The organism is Collinsella intestinalis, assembly GCF_902364775.2.
Taxonomy (GTDB): domain Bacteria; phylum Actinomycetota; class Coriobacteriia; order Coriobacteriales; family Coriobacteriaceae; genus Collinsella.
This window is the reverse complement of record NZ_CABJEU020000001.1, coordinates 1,198,664-1,217,051: the sequence shown is the minus strand read 5'-3', so window position 1 is coordinate 1,217,051 and position 18,388 is coordinate 1,198,664. Positions and strand designations below refer to the sequence as shown.

General features: G+C 62.1%; 15 protein-coding genes. 11 read left to right on the top strand and 4 right to left on the bottom strand.

Annotation, left to right across the window (positions count from 1 at the left end; genetic code table 11):
* Positions 1-57 precede the first annotated feature (57 nt).
* The 8 genes from ruvC (at position 58) to FY258_RS05300 (ending at position 9,168) form a co-directional block, all read left to right on the top strand.
* Positions 58-582, top strand: a complete 525-nt coding sequence (ruvC, locus tag FY258_RS05335) for a crossover junction endodeoxyribonuclease RuvC (RefSeq protein WP_118103763.1) — start codon at positions 58-60, stop codon at positions 580-582.
* On the top strand, positions 579-1,202 hold the full coding sequence (gene ruvA / locus FY258_RS05330; protein WP_118103761.1) for a Holliday junction branch migration protein RuvA: 624 nt from the start codon (positions 579-581) through the stop codon (positions 1,200-1,202). The genes ruvC and ruvA overlap by 4 nt, the downstream gene beginning before the upstream one ends.
* Positions 1,202-2,269 carry a Holliday junction branch migration DNA helicase RuvB gene (ruvB, locus tag FY258_RS05325; RefSeq protein ID WP_118103759.1) on the top strand — a complete coding sequence of 356 codons (1,068 nt, stop codon included), beginning with the start codon at positions 1,202-1,204 and terminating at the stop codon, positions 2,267-2,269. Before ruvA ends, ruvB begins: the two co-directional genes overlap by 1 nt.
* Positions 2,270-2,336: 67 nt before the next feature.
* The gene (locus FY258_RS05320) at positions 2,337-4,004 is read left to right on the top strand and encodes a formate--tetrahydrofolate ligase (protein ID WP_118103757.1); all 1,668 of its coding nucleotides are present in this window, start codon (positions 2,337-2,339) and stop codon (positions 4,002-4,004) included.
* A gap of 8 nt (positions 4,005-4,012) precedes the next feature.
* Positions 4,013-4,885: a bifunctional methylenetetrahydrofolate dehydrogenase/methenyltetrahydrofolate cyclohydrolase FolD gene (gene folD, locus FY258_RS05315; protein ID WP_118103755.1), complete on the top strand. Its 873-nt coding sequence runs from the start codon at positions 4,013-4,015 to the stop codon at positions 4,883-4,885.
* Between the two features lie 196 nt (positions 4,886-5,081).
* Complete coding sequence (locus FY258_RS05310; RefSeq protein ID WP_118103753.1) at positions 5,082-6,734, top strand: C69 family dipeptidase; 1,653 nt, start codon at positions 5,082-5,084, stop codon at positions 6,732-6,734.
* Between the two features lie 145 nt (positions 6,735-6,879).
* Complete coding sequence (locus FY258_RS05305; RefSeq protein WP_118103751.1) at positions 6,880-7,362, top strand: hypothetical protein; 483 nt, start codon at positions 6,880-6,882, stop codon at positions 7,360-7,362.
* Positions 7,363-7,368: 6 nt separating this feature from the next.
* Positions 7,369-9,168 (top strand): ABC1 kinase family protein, encoded by a 1,800-nt coding sequence (locus FY258_RS05300; protein WP_118103749.1) that lies wholly within the window; start codon positions 7,369-7,371, stop codon positions 9,166-9,168.
* Here FY258_RS05300 and FY258_RS05295 read toward each other — a convergent pair.
* From FY258_RS05295 to FY258_RS05280, 4 genes are all read right to left on the bottom strand, one after another.
* Entirely contained in the window at positions 9,080-9,997 is a 918-nt protein-coding gene (locus FY258_RS05295; protein ID WP_118103747.1) for a methyltransferase domain-containing protein, read from the bottom strand. The two genes, FY258_RS05300 and FY258_RS05295, sit on opposite strands and share 89 nt — an antisense overlap.
* 3 nt (positions 9,998-10,000) lie before the next feature.
* Positions 10,001-10,537, bottom strand: a complete 537-nt coding sequence (locus FY258_RS05290; RefSeq protein ID WP_118103745.1) for a GNAT family N-acetyltransferase — start codon at positions 10,535-10,537, stop codon at positions 10,001-10,003.
* Between the two features lie 457 nt (positions 10,538-10,994).
* Positions 10,995-12,860 carry a hypothetical protein gene (locus FY258_RS05285; protein WP_118103743.1) on the bottom strand — a complete coding sequence of 622 codons (1,866 nt, stop codon included), beginning with the start codon at positions 12,858-12,860 and terminating at the stop codon, positions 10,995-10,997.
* Positions 12,861-13,440: 580 nt separating this feature from the next.
* Positions 13,441-15,597 carry a class I tRNA ligase family protein gene (locus FY258_RS05280; RefSeq protein ID WP_118103741.1) on the bottom strand — a complete coding sequence of 719 codons (2,157 nt, stop codon included), beginning with the start codon at positions 15,595-15,597 and terminating at the stop codon, positions 13,441-13,443.
* 205 nt (positions 15,598-15,802) lie between these two features.
* Between FY258_RS05280 and FY258_RS05275 the strand changes: the two genes are divergently transcribed.
* The 3 genes from FY258_RS05275 to queA all read left to right on the top strand — a co-directional run bounded on the left by FY258_RS05275 (position 15,803) and on the right by queA (position 18,385).
* Positions 15,803-16,489, top strand: coding sequence for a DUF3267 domain-containing protein (locus FY258_RS05275; protein WP_182279428.1), 687 nt, complete (start codon positions 15,803-15,805; stop codon positions 16,487-16,489).
* Complete coding sequence (locus FY258_RS05270; RefSeq protein ID WP_118103737.1) at positions 16,486-17,082, top strand: epoxyqueuosine reductase QueH; 597 nt, start codon at positions 16,486-16,488, stop codon at positions 17,080-17,082. The genes FY258_RS05275 and FY258_RS05270 overlap by 4 nt, the downstream gene beginning before the upstream one ends.
* A gap of 76 nt (positions 17,083-17,158) precedes the next feature.
* Positions 17,159-18,385: a tRNA preQ1(34) S-adenosylmethionine ribosyltransferase-isomerase QueA gene (gene queA / locus FY258_RS05265; protein ID WP_118103735.1), complete on the top strand. Its 1,227-nt coding sequence runs from the start codon at positions 17,159-17,161 to the stop codon at positions 18,383-18,385.
* Positions 18,386-18,388: the final 3 nt, after the last annotated feature.

Here is an 18,388-nt window from a genome sequence, read left to right as displayed (position 1 = left end):
CTCCTTTCCGTATGCATGGTATAGTAGAACAAACGTTCGAGATATCAAGGAGACGGATTGGTCATATTGGGGATCGACCCGGGTTTGGCAAACACCGGGTGGGGCATCGTTGAGGAGCGTCGCGGCGAGGTGCGCTGCCGGGCATACGGTTGCATCGAGACCTCGTCCGGTTCTGACTTGGCGGCGCGCTTGCGGCGCATCGCCGATGAGCTCACCGCCGTGGTCGATCGCTATCGCCCGCAGGAGGCGGCTGTGGAGGGCATCTATTTCGGCGCGAATGTTCGTTCCGCCATACCCACCGCCCATGCCCGCGGCGCTGCTCTCGTCGCGTGCTCCCTATGCGGGGTCGAGGTGGGGGAGTACACCCCCATGCAGATCAAGCAGGCCGTTGTTGGCACGGGCGCCGCTGATAAGACGCAGGTCACCTATATGGTTCGCACGTTGCTCCATCTCGATCACGACCCAAAGCCCGACCATGCCGCGGATGCACTGGCGTGCGCGGTGTGCCATGCGCACCTGCATCGGACGCGGGAATTGAGCGGTGGTGCCTACACGCAAGAGAAGGGAAACCCCTACGCATGATCTCGATATTGAATGGCACGCTCATCGAGGCGACCGCGGGAACGGCCGTCATCGATGTGAACGGCATAGGCTTCGAACTCGGCATCTCTGCAACCACCGCCTCGAGCCTCGCGCAGGTCGGCTCGCCCACTCGCCTGTACACGCGCATGGTTGTGCGTGAGGATTCGTGCACCCTGTTCGGGTTCGCCACAAAGGACGAGCGCACGATGTTCGACAAGCTGGTCTCGGTAAGCGGCGTGGGCGCCAAGCTCGCCCTCGCGATTCTGTCCTCATTTACGGTGCCCGAGCTGTATACGCTGGTGATGATGGAGGACGACAAGGGAATGGCGACCGTGCCGGGCGTGGGCAAAAAGACCGCGCAGCGTCTGATTCTCGAGCTCAAGGGTGTTTTCGAGAAGGACCGTTCGCTCGCCGGTTCGGCTGCCCCCACCGCGCCGCTGCCGTTTGCCCCCGCCGCGCCCGCGGCTCCTTCGGCGATTGAGGATGCCACGGCAGCCCTGCTCTCCATGGGCTTCACCGCTGCGGAGGTCACGCTGGCACTCGATGGGTATGATGGCAAGGATATGCGCGTCGAGGAGCTATTGGCTTCGGCGCTCAGGCGGCTGGGAATGGAATCGTGATGTGGGAAGTAGACGAGTCGACTGACCTGTGGGGCGATGCGCCGTCCCGCCATGCGGCGGGAGGCGAGACGGAGCGGTTCGTGACGGGGGAGCTCACCTCCGACGATCTCGACGTCGAGCGCGGCCTGCGTCCGCAGCGCCTTGAGGACTATTGCGGACAGGAGCACATCAAGCAAAGCCTGCGCATCCTCATCGAGGCCGCACAGAGCCGAGGCGAGAGCCTCGATCATGTGATCTTCTCGGGTCCTCCGGGCTTGGGCAAGACCACGCTGGCCGCGGTCGTCGCAAATGAGATGGGCGCTCAGATCAAGACCACCTCGGGGCCCGCCATCGCCCGCACGGGAGACCTTGCGGCGATTCTCACCAATTTGCAGCCGGGCGACGTCCTGTTCATCGATGAGATCCATCGTCTCAACCGTCAGGTCGAGGAGATCCTGTACCCGGCGATGGAGGACTTCTCCCTCGATATCGTGATCGGCAAGGGGCCCGCCGCCCGATCGATTCGCCTGGATATCCCTCGCTTCACGCTTGTGGGCGCCACCACGCGCTCCGGTATGCTCACGGGTCCGCTGCGCGATCGTTTCGGCATCTCGTATCGTTTGGATTACTACGGCATCGAGGACCTGGCCGATATCGTCTGCCGCTCTTCGAGCATCCTCGGCGTGTCGATCGACCGAGAGTCCGCAAAGGAGATCGCCTCGCGTTCCCGCGGTACGCCTCGCCTCGCGAATCGCCTACTCAAGCGCGTGCGTGATTATGCCCAGGTTCGCGGTGGGGGGTCCATCGAGCTCGGTATCGCTCAAGAGGCGATGCGCTTCTTCGAAATCGATGAGCTCGGCTTGGATTGGATGGATATCCGCATCCTCGAGACGCTGTGCAAGACGTTCCGCGGTCGCGCCGTCGGTCTGTCGACCCTTGCGAGCGCAACGGGTGAGGACGCCAACACGCTCGAGGATGTTTACGAGCCCTATCTGCTGCAATGCGGCCTGATCGTCCGCACTCCGCAGGGCCGTATGGCAACGCCTGCGGCGTTTGAGCATCTGGGAGTCGAGGCCCCCGGATTGTAAAGCCCGTGGTGCATGATTGGCCGTGCTATCCTGAACGCGTTACATGACTGAAGAGAAGGGACCCTTCATGCCGACTGATATCGAAATCGCCCACTCTGTTGCGCCGTTGCCGATTCAGCAGGTCGCTGAGGCAGCCGGTGTCGATCCCAAGCATCTGATCCCTTACGGTTTCGACAAGGCCAAGGTGGATTACTCGCTGCTCAACGAGCCGAGCGACCACGAGGCCAAGCTCGTCCTCGTCACTGCCATCAACCCCACGCCCGCGGGTGAGGGCAAGACCACGACGACCATCGGTCTGGCCGACGCTCTGCGTCGCCGTGGCGTCAAGAGCGCCGTCGCGCTGCGCGAGCCCTCGCTCGGCCCGGTCTTCGGTGTCAAGGGCGGTGCCGCCGGCGGCGGATACGCCCAGGTCATCCCCATGGAGGATATCAACCTCCACTTCACTGGCGACTTCCATGCCATCGGTGCTGCCAACAACCTGCTCGCCGCCATGCTGGACAACCACATCCAGCAGGGAAACGCGCTCGGCATCGACGTCAAGCGCATCACTTGGAAGCGCGTCGTCGACATGAACGACCGTCAGCTCCGCCATGTCATCGACGGCATCGGCGGCAAGGCCCAGGGCGTCCCGCGCGAGGATGGATTCGACATCACCGTCGCTTCTGAGGTCATGGCGATCCTGTGCCTGTCGACCTCCATCTCCGATCTCAAGCAGCGCCTCGGGGAGATCGTGGTCGGCTACACCTACGACGGCGAGCCCGTTCGCGCCAGCCAGCTCAAGGCCCAGGGCGCCATGGCGGCCCTGCTGAAGGACGCGCTCAAGCCCAATCTCGTGCAGACGCTCGAGCACACGCCGGCGTTCGTGCACGGCGGTCCGTTCGCCAACATCGCGCATGGCTGCAACTCCGTCATGGCCACGAGGATGGCCATGCGCTTCGGCGATGTCGCCATTACCGAGGCAGGCTTCGGCGCCGATCTCGGAGCCGAGAAGTTCCTCGACATCAAGTGCCGTATGACCGGGATCCGGCCGAGCGCCGTCGTGGTGGTCGCTACCGCCCGCGCCCTGAAGTACAACGGCGGTGTGGCCAAGGCCGATCTCAATACCGAGAATCTCGAGGCCCTCAAGGCCGGTATGCCCAACCTGCTCCGTCATGTCGAGAACATCCAAAACGTCTTCGGTCTGCCCTGTGTCGTCGCGATCAACCGATTCCCGACCGACACCGAGGCTGAGCTCGACCTCATCGCATCCGAGTGCGAGAAGGTTGGCGTGAACGTTCGTCTCTCCGAGGTCTGGGCTAAGGGTGGCGAGGGCGCACTCGAGCTGGCCGATGAGGTCATGCGCCTTATCGAGGAGCCCCACGAGTTCAAGTTCGCCTATGAGGACGGTACGGATGTGGCAGATGCCCTCGAGGCGATTGCCACCAAGGTTTATCATGCCGACGGCGTCGACTTCGCGCCTGCGGCCAAGCGCCAGCTCGCGGAGCTGCGCGCCAACGGCTTCGGCAACCTGCCGGTGTGCGTCGCCAAGACCCAGTACTCCTTCTCCGATCAGGCGAGCGCGCTTGGTGCCCCCGAGAATTTCCGCATCACCGTACGCGAGCTCAAGGTGAGCGCCGGCGCCCACTTCGTCGTCGCTCTCACGGGCAACGTGCTCACGATGCCGGGCCTTCCCAAGGTTCCCGCGGCCGAGAACATCGACGTCGATGACAACGGCGTCATCACCGGTCTGTTCTAAGGACCGGTATGGCTACGATTATCGACGGCAAGAAACTCGCTGCCGAGGTTCGCGGTCGCGCTGCCGAGCGCGCCGCGAACTTGATGACGCAGGGTGTCCCGTGTGGTCTGGCGGTTGTGCTGGTCGGCGACGATCAGGGTTCCGCCACGTATGTTCGCGCCAAGTTGCGCGACTGTGAGGAGTGCGGCATCCCGTCCCAGGATTTCAAGCTCTCCGAGGATACGACGCAAGGTGAACTCATGTCGCTCATCGAGCGGCTGAACGCCGATCCATCCATCGCGGGCATCCTTGTGCAGATGCCGCTGCCGGCCCATCTCGATGCCGAGCAGGTTGTCGCCGCGATCGATCCCAAGAAAGACGTCGACGGCTTTCACCCGGAGAATCTGGGCAAGCTCGTCCGAGGTCTTCCGGGGCTTCGCCCTTGCACGCCCGCCGGCATCATGGAGATGCTCGACGTTTATGGTATCGACCCGGCAGGTAAGAACGCGGTGATCGTGGGGCGCTCGTCCATCGTGGGCAAGCCCATGTCGCTCATGTTGCTTGCGCGCAATGCCACGATTTCTGTCGCGCATTCCCATACCGACCCGTGCGAGCTCGCTCGGATCTGCCAGAGCGCCGATATCCTCGTGGTCGCGTGCGGCATCCCAAAGATGGTCAAGGGCCCCTGGATCAAGCCGGGCGCCGCTGTCATCGACGTCGGCATGGACCGCGACGAGGCCGGTAAACTCTGCGGCGATGTCGACTTTGCATCTGCCGAGCTGGTTGCGGGTTCAATCACGCCGGTACCGGGTGGCGTGGGCCCCATGACGCGCGCCATGCTGATGAGCAACGTGTGCCTGGCGGCCGAGCTTCAGCACCCCGAAGCTGCCAAGCTCGCATAGCGTCTGCTCCCGCGCTTTTCTCTGCAGCGTGCCCGTGGCACGTTCCCGTTTTCTATGTTGAGCCCCCATCGCGTTCGATGCCCCGGCACCGTTCATGGTGGGGGCTTTGCCGTGCCGCTCGTCAGTTCATCGGCGTAGCCTTGCGTTGCCATGGGTACACTGTGGCCAGTGACCGCACAGACCCCAAGGAGGATTCATGGCATGCACCACGATCTTGGTCGGTAAGCACGCGAGCTACGACGGGTCGACCATCGTCGCCCGCAATGAGGATTCGCCCAACGGTAAGTTCGAGCCCCAGAAGATGATGGTGGTCCATCCCGAGGACCAGCCGCGCACCTATACGAGCGTGCTCTCTCACCTGAGCTTCGAGCTTCCGGACAACCCCATGCGCTACTCCAGCGTTCCCGATGTCATTCAGGGTCATGGTGTTTGGGCCGCCGCCGGTTTCAATGAGGCGAACGTCGGCATGAGCGCCACTGAGACCATCACGTCAAACGAGCGCGTGCTCGGTGCCGACCCGCTCGTCGAGTATGTTCCCGCCCATGGTGAGCCCGGCGATCCCGACTATACGCCCGAGGTGCCTGGCGGTCTCTCCGAGGAGGATTTCGTCACCGTCGTTCTGCCTTATATCCACTCCGCCCGCGAGGGCGTTCAGCGCCTGGGTTCGCTTCTCGAGCAATACGGAACCTACGAGATGAACGGCATCGCATTTTCCGATGCCGATGAGATCTGGTGGCTCGAGACGATCGGCGGCCATCATTGGATCGCCAAGCGCGTTCCCGACGACGCCTATGTGACCATGCCCAACCAGCTTGGTATCGACTACTTTGATCTGCTGGATGCCGAGGGCGAGCAGGTCGAGCACATGGCTAGCCCCGACCTGCGCGAGTGGATGGCCGAGAACCACCTCAACCTCACCAATACGAATCGCCTCGAGCCCGAGGACATCTTGGACGAGGAGTACTTCACGGACGACCTCGACGATCTTGAGGGCGAGGAGGCCGATGCGTATGAGGAGTATCTCGCCGACCTCATGGATCTGATTGCGGATGTCCGTGAGGGCATGCGCTCGGGTGAGATTTTCAACCCGCGTGAGGCCTTTGGCTCTCATTCCGATTCCGACCATGTCTACAACACCCCGCGCGCTTGGTATATGCAGCGTTGCCTGAACCCGCACGACGGCTGGGACGGCCCGGATGCCGCGTTCACGCCCGAATCGGACGACATCCCCTGGAGCCGCGTGCCCGAGCGCAAGGTGACCATCGAGGATGTGAAGTACGTCCTGTCCTCCCACTACCAGGGAACCGAGTACGATTGCTACGGCAACAAGGGCACGCATGCCACGCGCAACGCGTATCGCCCCATCGGCATCAACCGCAACAGCCAGCTCGCCGTTCTGCAGATCCGCCCGTATGTTCCCGAGCCCCTTCAGTGCATCCAGTGGATGGCCTTTGGCTCGAATGCGTTCAACTCCCTGGTCGCGCTTTACGCGAACGTCGATGGGATGCCCTCGTACCTGTCCGACACCACCGAGCGCGTGACGACCGAGAGCTTCTACTGGGCAAATCGCGTCATCGCCGCACTTGCCGACGCCCGTTTCAACGAGACTTCCGCGAAGATCGAGTCCTACCAGGAGAAGATCGGCTCGCTTGGTCACAAGATGCTGCGTGAAACGGATAGGGCCGCTGCCGATCTTGCCGACGAGCAGATTCCCGCCCTGCTTGCAAAGGCCAACGATGCGCTGTGCGCCGATCTCAAGGTCGCAACGGACAAGCTGCTCGGGCAGGTGCTCTACATCACGAGCTGCGCGATGAAGAACGGCTTCGCGATGTCAGACAGCGAGCGCTAAGCTCCGGCTACCCCGATATTCATCGCGACGGCGGCGAGGTTGCAAAACCGTTCGCCGCCGTCGGCTTTTCAGGCGCGGCGATGGGTACAAGTGTTTCTACGGGAGCGCGCGCAACGGGCGCGCGGTGAATGTCTAGGAGGCTTCTATGGCCACGAAATTCGAAGAGCTCGTCAACGGTATGGTCAACGTCGGCTTCGGTGCCGCGGCGGTGACCGCGGAGAAGGGCAAGGAGCTCCTTGATGGGCTGAACGCGCGCGGCGAGGAGGTCCTGCGCGATCTTAACGACCGCGGGGAGCAGGCACGTCACGACAGCCGTTCGTCCGATTTCACGCGCTCCATGTCCGATATCTTCATGGACGCCGGAGGTACGTTCTCCGAGGTGACCGAGCGTCTGAGCGAGCATGGGGCAACCGCCGCCGAGCGCATTCTCGACGAGCTCATCCTCGCCCGTGTGCGTTTGCTGACCAAGTCCGAGCGCGTCGCGTTCATGGCCCATGTGCGCGACCTGGTCGATTCGGTCGACGACGGCACAGTGACCGTCGAGGTCGAAGAGACTGTGGTCGTCGACGCCGAGCCCGCCTCCCCTGTGGACGCCGAGCCCGTCGAGGACGGTCAGGCGGTCGAGTAACCGCTCATGACCATCGACGCAGAGGACAAGCGCGCTGCGACACCGAGCGCGCACGATGGGGCGAATGTCGCCCGCAAACCGCTGAGCCCCGAGGACACGGTCAACCTCGAGGGGGTTGAGGAGGCGCTCCGCTCATCATGGCGTATGCCGCGCGCCGTCGATGTCTTCCCGGAGGAGCCGGAGGCCATGGCTCCCTCCGAGGAGGTCAAGCTCACTTCGCGCGGCCGTCGTCAGCGCATCGCTGAGATCCTGTCGATCGTGCGCAAGTACGAGGCATGGCACAATCTCACGCCGCGTCGACTGCGGTGCATGCTTGAGGATTTGGGTCCCATGTTCGTCAAGATGGGGCAGATCCTCGCCAACCGTTCCGAGATTTTGCCGCAAGAGTATTGCGATGAGCTGCGTCGTCTTCGCTCGAACGTGGAGCCCGTCCCGTTCGCCGTGGTGAACGATTGCCTCGTCGCCGAATACGGCAGGCCGCTCGGCGAGATATTCTCGCATATCGACCGCAAGCCCCTGGGAAGCGCGTCGCTCGCGCAAGTGCATCGAGCCACGCTGCTCACGGGTGAGGATGTGGCCATCAAGGTGCAGCGCCCCGGCGCCCAGCAGGTCATGGCGCAAGACATCGACATCATGCGCTCAATCGTGGCCCAGGCGTCCCATTTTGTGAAAACCGACCAGTTCATCGATCTCAAGGGCGTGGTCGAGGAGCTGTGGCAGTCGTTTCGCGAGGAGACGAACTTCCTCATGGAGGCTCGCAACCTCGATGAGTTCCATCGGCTGCACGAGGATGACGGGGCGATCTCCTGCCCGCGCTCGTATTTGGCGTATTGCACCGAGCATATCGTTGTCATGGACTACGTCGACGGCATCTCCATCGCCGATCCAGAGCGTCTGGTCGAGGCGGGGTACGATCTTGAGAAGGTTGGGTCGTCCATTGTCGACGACTACGCGACCCAGGTGCTTCAGGATGGCTTCTTCCACGCCGACCCGCATGCGGGTAACATCATCGTGCGAGACGGCATCGTCTATTTTATTGATATGGGTATGGTGGGACGTATGTCCAGCCATGACCGCGGCATCGTCAAAGATATGATCTACGCGGTCGCGACGGGTGATGTTCCCAAGCTCAAGGACTCGCTCATGCGCTTCGCCGTGACGAGGGGAGACTCCGCCGAGCTCGACCATTCCACGTTCCTTACAGACCTCGACTTCATCATCGCCGATTTTGCCGGGCTGGATTTGAAGGATCTCGACATCGGCGAGTTCCTGACCTCCCTCATCAGCCTGGCGCGCAAGAACGATGTCGAATTGCCCAGCGTGGTGACGATGTTCGCCCGCGGCATGGTGACGCTCGAGGGTCTGCTCACCGAGTATATGCCCGACGTCAACATGATCGAGATCATCACCGAGCATATCAAGCATGAGAAAAGCTCGTATCGCCGTGCCCGCGAGGCCGCCGATGAGCTGACGCACGCGTCGTACCGCGCCCTCAAGGGCCATCTGGAGATGGCCGAGCAGCTCGGCTTGGCTTCCAGGATGCTCACGCGCGGTCAGCTCAAGATGAACATGCAGGTGCTCGGCAGCGAGCAGGTGCTCCGACATTTCGGCGGAATCGTGGACCGCTTGTCGATGGCGATCGTCATCGCGGGCCTTTTCATCGGCTCATCCGTCGTGTACTACGCCAAGATCGAGCCGGTCATCTTCGGCATTCCCGTTATCGGCTTTTTGGGTTATGCGAGCGCCTTGTTCCTGGCTCTTGGCCTGGGACGAGAGATTTGGCGCAACAGTCACGGTGGAAAGTGAACTGAGCGCAGATGATCTCGGCGTCGACGGTGATGTGCGTCAGAGAGTCGAGATCGAGGGCGTGCTCCTCGATGCTGAAGGCCACTGGACTCATGCGCACCAGGTCGAGTGCGTCTTCCGGCTGTACGGGAGATGTTTGGGTCACGCGGGTTCGACTCACGACGTTCATGTGGCGCATCAGGTGCTCGGAGACGCCGTGGTCGACGAAATCGGTTTCGGATAGCTGCTCACCTGCAAGTTCGCGCAGCTCGTGCATATGCCGCGGGGCGGGGATGACCTTGACGAGCATTCCACCCGGTTTGAGGACGCGTTTGAATTCATCGTAGTTGGCGGGTGTGAACACGTTGAGGATCGCGTCGACCGTGGAATCGGAGAGCGGGATGTTCGCAAGGTCGGCGACGAGCCAGCGCACCGGACCGCCACCTCGAGCGGCGACGCGAATCGCGTCCTTTGCGATGTCGAGGCCCAAGACGGTCGAATGGGGGAGCGCGCGGGCCGCGTCCTTGGCGTACGATCCTTCGCCGCACCCGGCATCGATGACGGTCGCCGTGTTTGCGAGCTCGTTCAGAGAGGCGGCGACGGCCTGGTGTACTTCGCGATAGTAACCATGCTCCATGATGCGCTGGCGGCTCGCGAAGAACGTTTCGTCGTAGCCCTTGAGGGGTTTCTGATGCGGAATGAGGTTCAAAAAGCCCTTCGCCGAGATGGCGAAATCGTGGCCGCGTTCGCAGGCGACTGAGGATTGCCGCGCATGCATATTCGCTCCGCATAAAGGACAGCGAAGGAGCTCGGCGATGTCGAGGTGCTTTTGAACGCCCGGGCGCGCCATAGGTTAGAGGACCTTTTCGAATGCGATGCGCAAGGGATCGACTTCGCCGGGATAGGGAAGCGTGATGGTGCCGCAGTGGGTGTAGCCGAGCTTGCTTACGAGTCCCTGCACGGGGATGTTGCGCTCGTGGGTGTCGACGCGGATGCTCTGAGATCCGTGTTCGCGCGCGATGCGCTCGCCCTCCTCGAACATGAGCGTCATGATGCCGCGGCGGGCGGCGGCGGCGCTGACAGCGCAGCGATGGATGACGGCATAGCGGGGTTCGTGCGAATCCGATTCGGTCAGCCAGGCCCCGTCGATCTGGTCGTAGGTCTCCTCACCCGAGAGGGAAAGCGCCATCACGGCGAGCACGGTGCCGTCCTCGTCGACCGCCACATATGAGGCATCTTCGGCCATGTCGGCTTCGATATCGAGATGGTTGGGGTAGTCGCCCAGCCACTGGGGAACGCCCAGCGCCGCCAGGGCCGCCTTGCCGTTCACGAGGCAGGCTTCGGCGGCGGGGATATCAGCTTCGGTGGTGGGTCGAATAATCAGTTCCATGCGTCCCCCTTTTGACTGCGCCGCGCCTGTTGTCTACGCGTATACTGTATCGCAGTATGCGAGGTGTGCCCATCGCCCTCATCCAAATGGAAGGGGGTGGTCGCCATGTCCGATGCGATTTTCCTTCTGGCTGTCGTCACCATTCTGGTGATCGTCGCTAAGGTATAAGTTCGCTCGCACAAAACGACTCCGGGCCGCCCTGCCAGACGACCCGGAGTCTGAGTGCGAGACGCTTAGCGTTCCCACCAACTCAAGTTGCTAGCGATAAAGAGGGTGAGCCTCGCATGCTACCTCATATCCTAGCACACAGCATGCGTCATCTGCTGGCTGTAGCATGGCTTTTTGCATCGCTTGACATGTTGATTTGTGGGTTCGACGAGACCGAGGGTCGTTGAGATTGAAAAATTGTCTGTCTTCCCATTTAGCTGCCTGCGCGCAGGTTAGGCGCAACAATGACTCACTGCATCCTGCTGGTCCCCGCAGTCTTGATATGTCCCCCGCAGTGTCCTATGACCACTTTGCGGTTCTTCTCATCTAGGTAGAAATGGATACGGAATTTGTCAGACACTCTGCTGGCATTTCGGGCGCCGTTGCCCTTAATGTGCGGGGTGATATCGATTTCCCTGCCATCATAGTTCCGTTTTCGAAGGCGCCTGCACTCCGCATCGGCGTTTGTTGTCCCCGATTCTCGTAGTGTAAGGGTGATTCCTGTTTCAGCACGGTATTCTTGTTCCATGTTTGAGCAACCTTGGGTTCCGAACGCGATTCTCCAGAGGCAGTTTGGTAGCGAAGACAGCATTTTCCAAGACTCGTCCATGTCGTACTGCTTGAATTCCCTTGCGGAACGGTATGCCTCGTCAAGTACTACGACCTTGTTTTTCCAGAGATTCGCCGCGAGCTGTAGAAGGTCTTCGAGGGTGGTTGGGACATGATCCATAGAGTTGACGGCATCGAGTTCCCTTTGCAATGACTTTGCCTCGTTAGCGTTTTCCTCGGCGCGGAGTTTCTCCTGTTCGAGGTGATAGCGCATCGCCTGGTTGCCCCGAGCCTCTTCTTCCAGTTCCATATTTCTATATTCAAGGTTTTCAATCTGCAAAAGCAGCTCCGCCTGTCCCTTCTCGTAAACGGCAAGGAGCTCTTTCAGGTATTCGCCGTTTTCGCGCTCCCTTTCGAGTTGCATTCTGATTTTTTCGGTATCAACTATATTTTCATCTGGTTGTTCGAGGATGTATGATGCGTTGTCTCTTGAGGAAGACTGATCGAGCTTTTTCTTGAGTTCTTCGATTTTTCTTTTATTTTCTTCTACGGCAATTCTTCCCTCGCGCAACGCGATGTCGTTAAGGTCGAGGATGTCATCCTCGGTTCTGATGTAGCTTCTGCCGAAGCTGCGGTTGAGCATATCCGCGAATTGTTTTTCGCTGTGATAGCGCTCGTGAATTATGTCAGGTGTAAAGAAGCGGTGATTTGGGGATTCGGATGAGTTGCTTAAATCGATTTTTGGCAGGTAGATTCTGAGATTGCCGCAGGAGCAGCGGTAGCTGTACGCTGATGAGTTGCGGTCGAACAGGTCGAGCAACTGGTTACGGAGTTCCCAGTCCCTCCAGTCAAGACCATACACATTGGCCATGCCGAGGAAGAATGAGGCGAATTTGCTCAGATTGCTTATGGGATATATGCCGTTGTAATCGCTCGTTACAAGGATAAGAGGGAGCTCTCGCTCTTCGCTCAAAAGATTATCAGCGAATTCTGATTGAAAATTATTTGGCGTTAGTTGTATGTAATCAGGTTCTGCAATCGTCTCTCCCACGCAGTATTGGTACTCATCGAGGGAAATGAGGTCCTTAATAAAGTTGGGGATATTTGCACCGGGGTCTCGCATCGGGGCGCCAAAGTAATTGGGCAACAGGTAGTAGGATACCTTGGCGTTTACGATGCAAGTGCCATCCGCCGTCGTGGAGAGGCCTATTCTCGTGTGCCAGTGCCTGAATGAGTTGCTGCCGTCGGGCTCGTCGTACTCCAAAGCCCAGCATACGGGCGAAGTGTTGCCGGGTCTCTTTAGGGCGCGGGTTGCAAGTGCGACTTGATCGCAGTTGTTGAGTCCGCCAGAGTAGCCATTTGGGTATTGGAATGAGTTGACCAGGAAGTCGACCTTTCCTTGCTGTGATTGCAAGAGGTCGAGTAGCGGCCCTTTTCTTTTCAGTTCCTTGCCGAGAATCCATCTGAAAATGCAGCGCAGTGCCGGTACGAGCGCCTGTTGAGTCGTGGAGTATGGACACAGCTCAAATCGAGTTCGGTAGTGAATCTGTTCATTCTCGATGCGCATGGGGACTCCTAATGGATGACGCTCCGGAGGGGGGTTAGCCTCTACTTCAGAAACTTACGCCGTGGCATCTGTTCAGTCAATTGCTTCCAGTGGGAACTCTATTATAAAGGTTGCTGGGAGCCGATCTCTGCCCTCACTTTTTGCTTGGGGTAATTGACGTTTTTATGTGGGGTCACAGACAAAAGATGGGCACTTTTGGGGGAGATTGGACTGGGGCATGCATATGAGGCAAAACGTGGATGAGATGTTTCGGCTTGCCCTGGAGGAAGACGCGATAATCGATTCACCCCTCTTCCGACGGGTGTCAGTCGCGCGAGGGGGTTGATTGGAATAAGTTGATTGCCCGTCTTACTAGAAGATCAATTTGATTTCGTGCTGTTGTTGCACAGTTATACATGCTTCAGGGTGGCGAAGGCAGTCCATTAAGGAAATTAAGGTTGGTTAACAGAACGAATCCGGGCCGTCCTTGTAGACGACCCGGATTCTGGCCTCTATGCACTTTGCGTTCGCATACCTTTCTTCCCTGTTAAAGAGGTTGGTTCGCCCTCCGGCCCTGCTCCGGGTCCTTCCGGATGGTCCGTTAGAACTGCGACGGGTGCTTCACGAAGAAATCGAAGCGCGGCGGCAGCACCTTGATGGCATGGGTGCCGGGCTGCTCGCCCAGTTCGGCCGTGAGCTCGTCGTTCGTCTTGAAGAGGTTGTCCCAGGAGAAGAAGGCGACGGGATCGATGGCGAAGTGCTCGCAGATCAGCTCGCAGCCCATGGGCACGATGCCGTGCATGAGGACGGTCGCCACGCGCAGCTCGTGGAACGCGTCGACGAGCGCCTGGTTCATGGCGGCGTCGTCCCCGCTGTTCTTCGCGGCCTTGGATGCGTCGCTCCAACGCTTGTTCGCGGCGCGCAGGAACTCGTCGCAGACGCCGAGGGCGTGGTGCAGCTCGAAGGTGTGCATGGCTTGCTCGAACGCGATCGCGGCCTGTTCGGCTGCGTTGCGCGCGGCTTCGGAAGGCTCGCCCGCGGGGATGCACCCGGTGCGGTAGGCGGCCTCATCGCCCTCCTTGACGGCCACGCCGTAGAACGCCGAGCGGGCCAGGCGGTTGAAAACACCGGTGAGCAGCGCGCCCTCCTTGAGGGCGGGGTCGATCATGCGCTTGTCATCGCGGGCGAGGATGGGGTTGCCTTGGCTGTCCTTGCCGGTCTCGCGCAGGTCGAAGGCCTTCGGGGAGAAGCTCACCGGCTTTTCGCCCAGGCCGAGCGACAGCCAGTGTGCGCGCAGCTGCTCGGGGGTGTAGTGCTCGAGCATCTCATGCGCCAGCGGCGGGGGAGTCTGGGAGCTGGAGCTCGCCTTCTTGCCCATGTACAAGATGTGGTAGTTGGCGGCGACGCAGGACTGCCGCATGTTCCAGTCGAGCGCCTCCCACATGCCGGACTGCGCGATGCAGTAGAAGTAAATGTTGTCTTGGCCGATGAATTGGTAGGCGCGGGCATCCTCACTGGCCCACCAGTCGCGCCAGTCAAGGCTGGCGTGCGTGTAGGCGGGTTCGTCCATGATCATGGCAGGGGCATCGTCCACGAGCTGGGCGTCGGCGACGGCGCGCTCGGCAAGTTCGGCGGCGTCGACGCCCTCGGCCTCGAGCTTGGCGGCATCGCGTGCGAGGACGGCGCGGGTGAAGCTGATGGGCGCCCACAGGCTCTCGGGCCAGACCCAGGCCGTGAGGTCGCGGCAACCCTCGACCTCGGGCAGGGGCACGCCCCACTCGACGTTGCCCGAGATGCGGAACGGCACGAGCGCCTTGCCGGAGCGGAAGCGCACGCCGGCTCGGTTGAGGACCTCGTGGGCCTCGTCGCGCTCGCGCCAGGTGGGGAAGACCACCGTGAAGGAACCCTTGTTGCCCTCGGCCTCGATGACCTCGTGCGCGGGCAGCTCGCCGCGGACGGCCTCGAATTCATCGCGGAACTTCACCTGGATGAACAGGCGCGGGGCGTCGAGCCACTCCTGCATGGTCTTGGACACCACGGAGCGTACGGTGGGATCGGCGGCCAGGCGCTCGGTGTGCTCCCGCATGTACTCGGTGTAGGAGGGCAGGTCGAAATACAGGTTGTCCACCGGCACGAGCTCGGGCGTCTCGCCGGTGAGCGCGCTCTTGGGGGCGATGAGCTCCTCGGGCTCGAACTGGTGGCCGAGGTCGCACTCGTCGGCGTAGGCCTTCTCGGACTTGCAGCCCTGGATGGGGCAGCGGCCGAGGACCTGGCGGCCGTTCAGGAACTGCCCGGCGGCCGGGTCAAAGAACTGCTTGGTGCTCATCTTGGTGAGCTTGCCCCGCTCGTGCAGGCGCTCGACGATCTCGGCGGTCATGCGCTCGTGGATGTGCACGGCGGGCTCGAGCGCGCTGCCGGCGTACAGGTCGCAGGACACGCCGAAGCTGGCCAGATCGGCTTCCTGGCTGTCGTGGTTCTCGCGCACGTAATCGGAGATGTGCTTGGCGTAGCCGCCCGCCTCGCGGCGCTTGCGGAAGCCCTCCATGATGGGGGAGCCGTAGCAGTCGGTGCCGGAGACGAAGATCACGTTCTCGCGGCCGAGGCGGTCGCGCAGGAAGCGCGCATAGAAGTCGGCGGGGACGAAGACGCCGCCCACATGGCCGAAGTGCAGGCCCTTGTTGCCGTAGGGCATGCCGGCGGTGACGACGGCGCGACGCGGCCAGGAGGGGCGGTCGGCGGGAGTGAGGTGTGCGGTCATATGCGTCCTTCTTCCGAGTTTCGTGGCGAATAAGACGGTGCGAGGCGATGCGGCGCCGCGTCCGGGCGCGGCGTTGCGTCATCTCGATCATTATCCGAAGTAATCCCACATTATCGCACAGGTGTCGGCACGACGCGCTACACTTGGTCGCATGAGGAAAATAGCTGACATACACCTATGCGAAGACGAGGCGTTCCTGGCCCGCATGCGGGCCGATTCCGTCGCGGTGCTGTTCACGGGGGTCGCCGTCGCCATGGCATGGGGAATCGCCATGACGGTGCTGCGCGAGGTTTTCGCCGCGCCCGTGGCCCCCTTCGAGCTCGGGGCGGTCATGGGGTCCCCCGGCGATCGGCTGATGGGCGTCGAGGTACCCGAGCACGGGGTCGATCTGCGTTGGTGGGTATCCCTGCTCATCGCCATCCCCGCGACGTTCGCCGTCCACGAGGTCGTTCACGCGTTGTTCTTCAGGCGCTACGCCCCGCCCGGCGCTCAGGTCAAATTCGGCGCCAATCTCAACATGGGCATGATCTATGCGAGCGCCGAGGGCGTGGTGTATCCCCGCGCCGCCTATCTCGTCATCGCCCTCGCGCCCTCGGTCGTCGTCACCCTCCTGGTCGCCGTTCTCGGCATCGGCATCAAATGGCCGTTGTGGGCGATCGTCATCGCGACGATCCATCTCTCCGGGTGCACTGGCGATTGGGGTTACGTGAGGGCGATCCGCGCCGACCCCGCCATTGCCTATTGCGAGGACACCGCATGGGGCGTCGTGTTCTACGGGGCGGACGAGCGCCGCCGCCCCCGCGCGCCCCGTTCCCCGTCCGCCTCACGCCCGGCAAGGTCCAGGGGCGAAGCGAGCGGTTTCAGTGTCGTCGACGGAGGGAGGCGCCCATGACGCGGCTGCTGCTGCACGCATGTTGCGCGCCATGTTCTCTCGAGCCGGTGCGCCTGCTCGTCGAGGAGGGGTTCGAGCCCACGATCTGCTGGGCCAATCCCAACATCCAGCCCATGGCGGAGCATGACAAGAGGCTCGATGAGTTGCGCGTCTGGACTGCGGACAACGATATCCCGCTCATCGAGGCGGCGGATGACTGCGAGCGTTGGGACGCATCGGTCGCTTTGCTGGGTGCGGATCGCCCGCGCCGGTGCCGAGCGTGCTATGCCCTGCGCCTATCCGAGGCCTGCCGTGTCGCCGAGCGCGAGGGGTTCACCCATATCGGTACGACGCTCGCCGTGTCCCCGTATCAGCTGTTCGAGACCTGCAACGACGTTTTGGAGAAGCTCGCCCGACGGCATGGGTTGTCCCCGGTCATACGGGATTTCCGCCCGTGGTACCCGCAGGCGACTGCCCGGTCGCGAGAGCTGGGCATGTACCGGCAGAATTACTGCGGGTGCCGCTTCTCCGCCGCCGAAGCCGCAATCGATCGCGCCCGCCTGCGCGATGAGCGAAAAGCGCAGAAGGCGCGTCGGTCCGCATCCAACGGGTAGGGGCGGCTGAGCTGCGCTATCATGGACGGCTGTTCGATAATCAGGGTATTCGACCCCTCGCATGAAAGGCGGCGCCATGCGCACCGATGATTTCGATTACGACCTTCCCGACGAGCTGATCGCCCAGGCCCCCGCCGAGCCGCGCGATTCCTGCCGCCTGCTGGTGCTCAACCGCGAACTCGAAGGGGGAGTGCCCCGTGCCGGGGACGCCGTGGCGCTCGAGCACGGCGGTTCCGTCGAGCATCGCCACTTCTATGACATCGTCGACTACCTGGAACCCGGCGACTTGCTGGTCGCCAACCAGACGCGCGTCATGCCCGCCCGCTTGATCGGCAGGAAGCCCACGGGCGGCGTGGCCGAGACGCTGCTGCTCCGCCGTCGCGAGGACGTCGATCCGCTCGGCCATGTGTGGGAGTGCCTGGTGAACCCCGGCAAGCGCCTCAAGCCGGGCAACGTGGTGGAATATCGCGCCGGAGGGCTGCTCGCGCCGGAGGGCTCGCCCGTCGTGCTCACCGCCGAGATCGTCGACTTCGTGGATGATTCCAAGGGAGGGCGCCTGGTGCGCTTCGAGCCCGTGGGTGAGGGCGCGGGCGGTGCGCCGCGCACGCTCGACGAGGCCATCCACGCGGCCGGGCACGTTCCGCTGCCGCCCTATATCACGAGCTACGAGGGCGACCCTGAGAAGTACCAGACCGTCTACGCCATGAGCGAGGAGCACTCCGCGGCCGCCCCCACCGCGGGCCTGCATTTCACTCCCGAGCTCATCCAGCGCATCAAGGACAAGGGATGCGGCTGGGCCGCCGTGGAGCTCGAGGTGGGCATCGACACGTTCCGTCTGGTGGAGGAGGACGATCCCACCGAGCACGTCATGCACACCGAGCGCTATCATGTGCCCGCCGAGGTCGTCGAGGCCGTGCACGCCACCAAGGCCGCCGGTCACCGCGTGATCGCCGTGGGCACCACCGCCGTGCGCTCGCTCGAGAGCGCGTGGGACGCCGAGGCGCCCGTGAGCGCCCCCGCCGTCACGGCGCGTGGATTCGAGGGCCGCGCGGATGGCGCGGACGTCTCCGGCAAGGGTGACATCACGGTGCGCGAGGACGCCACCACCAACCTCTACCTCATGCCGGGGTCGACCTTCCATGTGGTCGACGCGCTCATCACGAATTTCCACGTGCCGCGCTCGACGCTGATGATGCTCGTCTCAGCGCTCGCCACGCGCGACCAGGTCATCGACGCCTATGAGGAGGCGGTGCGCGAGAAGTACCGATTCTTCAGCTTCGGCGATGCGATGCTCATCGAGTAATCC

What these genes read in the sequence shown, in the direction of transcription:
- FY258_RS05290 (WP_118103745.1), bottom strand. Translation starts at nt 10,537, where the DNA reads ATGGAACTGATTATTCGACCCACCACCGAAGCTGATATCCCCGCCGCC.
- FY258_RS05270 (WP_118103737.1), top strand. Translation starts at nt 16,486, where the DNA reads ATGACGCGGCTGCTGCTGCACGCATGTTGCGCGCCATGTTCTCTCGAG.
- FY258_RS05285 (WP_118103743.1), bottom strand. Translation starts at nt 12,860, where the DNA reads ATGCGCATCGAGAATGAACAGATTCACTACCGAACTCGATTTGAGCTG.
- FY258_RS05300 (WP_118103749.1), top strand. Translation starts at nt 7,369, where the DNA reads ATGACCATCGACGCAGAGGACAAGCGCGCTGCGACACCGAGCGCGCAC.
- FY258_RS05310 (WP_118103753.1), top strand. Translation starts at nt 5,082, where the DNA reads ATGGCATGCACCACGATCTTGGTCGGTAAGCACGCGAGCTACGACGGG.
- FY258_RS05320 (WP_118103757.1), top strand. Translation starts at nt 2,337, where the DNA reads ATGCCGACTGATATCGAAATCGCCCACTCTGTTGCGCCGTTGCCGATT.
- FY258_RS05305 (WP_118103751.1), top strand. Translation starts at nt 6,880, where the DNA reads ATGGCCACGAAATTCGAAGAGCTCGTCAACGGTATGGTCAACGTCGGC.
- FY258_RS05275 (WP_182279428.1), top strand. Translation starts at nt 15,803, where the DNA reads ATGCGGGCCGATTCCGTCGCGGTGCTGTTCACGGGGGTCGCCGTCGCC.
- ruvB (WP_118103759.1), top strand. Translation starts at nt 1,202, where the DNA reads ATGTGGGAAGTAGACGAGTCGACTGACCTGTGGGGCGATGCGCCGTCC.
- ruvA (WP_118103761.1), top strand. Translation starts at nt 579, where the DNA reads ATGATCTCGATATTGAATGGCACGCTCATCGAGGCGACCGCGGGAACG.
- FY258_RS05295 (WP_118103747.1), bottom strand. Translation starts at nt 9,997, where the DNA reads ATGGCGCGCCCGGGCGTTCAAAAGCACCTCGACATCGCCGAGCTCCTT.
- FY258_RS05280 (WP_118103741.1), bottom strand. Translation starts at nt 15,597, where the DNA reads ATGACCGCACACCTCACTCCCGCCGACCGCCCCTCCTGGCCGCGTCGC.
- folD (WP_118103755.1), top strand. Translation starts at nt 4,013, where the DNA reads ATGGCTACGATTATCGACGGCAAGAAACTCGCTGCCGAGGTTCGCGGT.
- queA (WP_118103735.1), top strand. Translation starts at nt 17,159, where the DNA reads ATGCGCACCGATGATTTCGATTACGACCTTCCCGACGAGCTGATCGCC.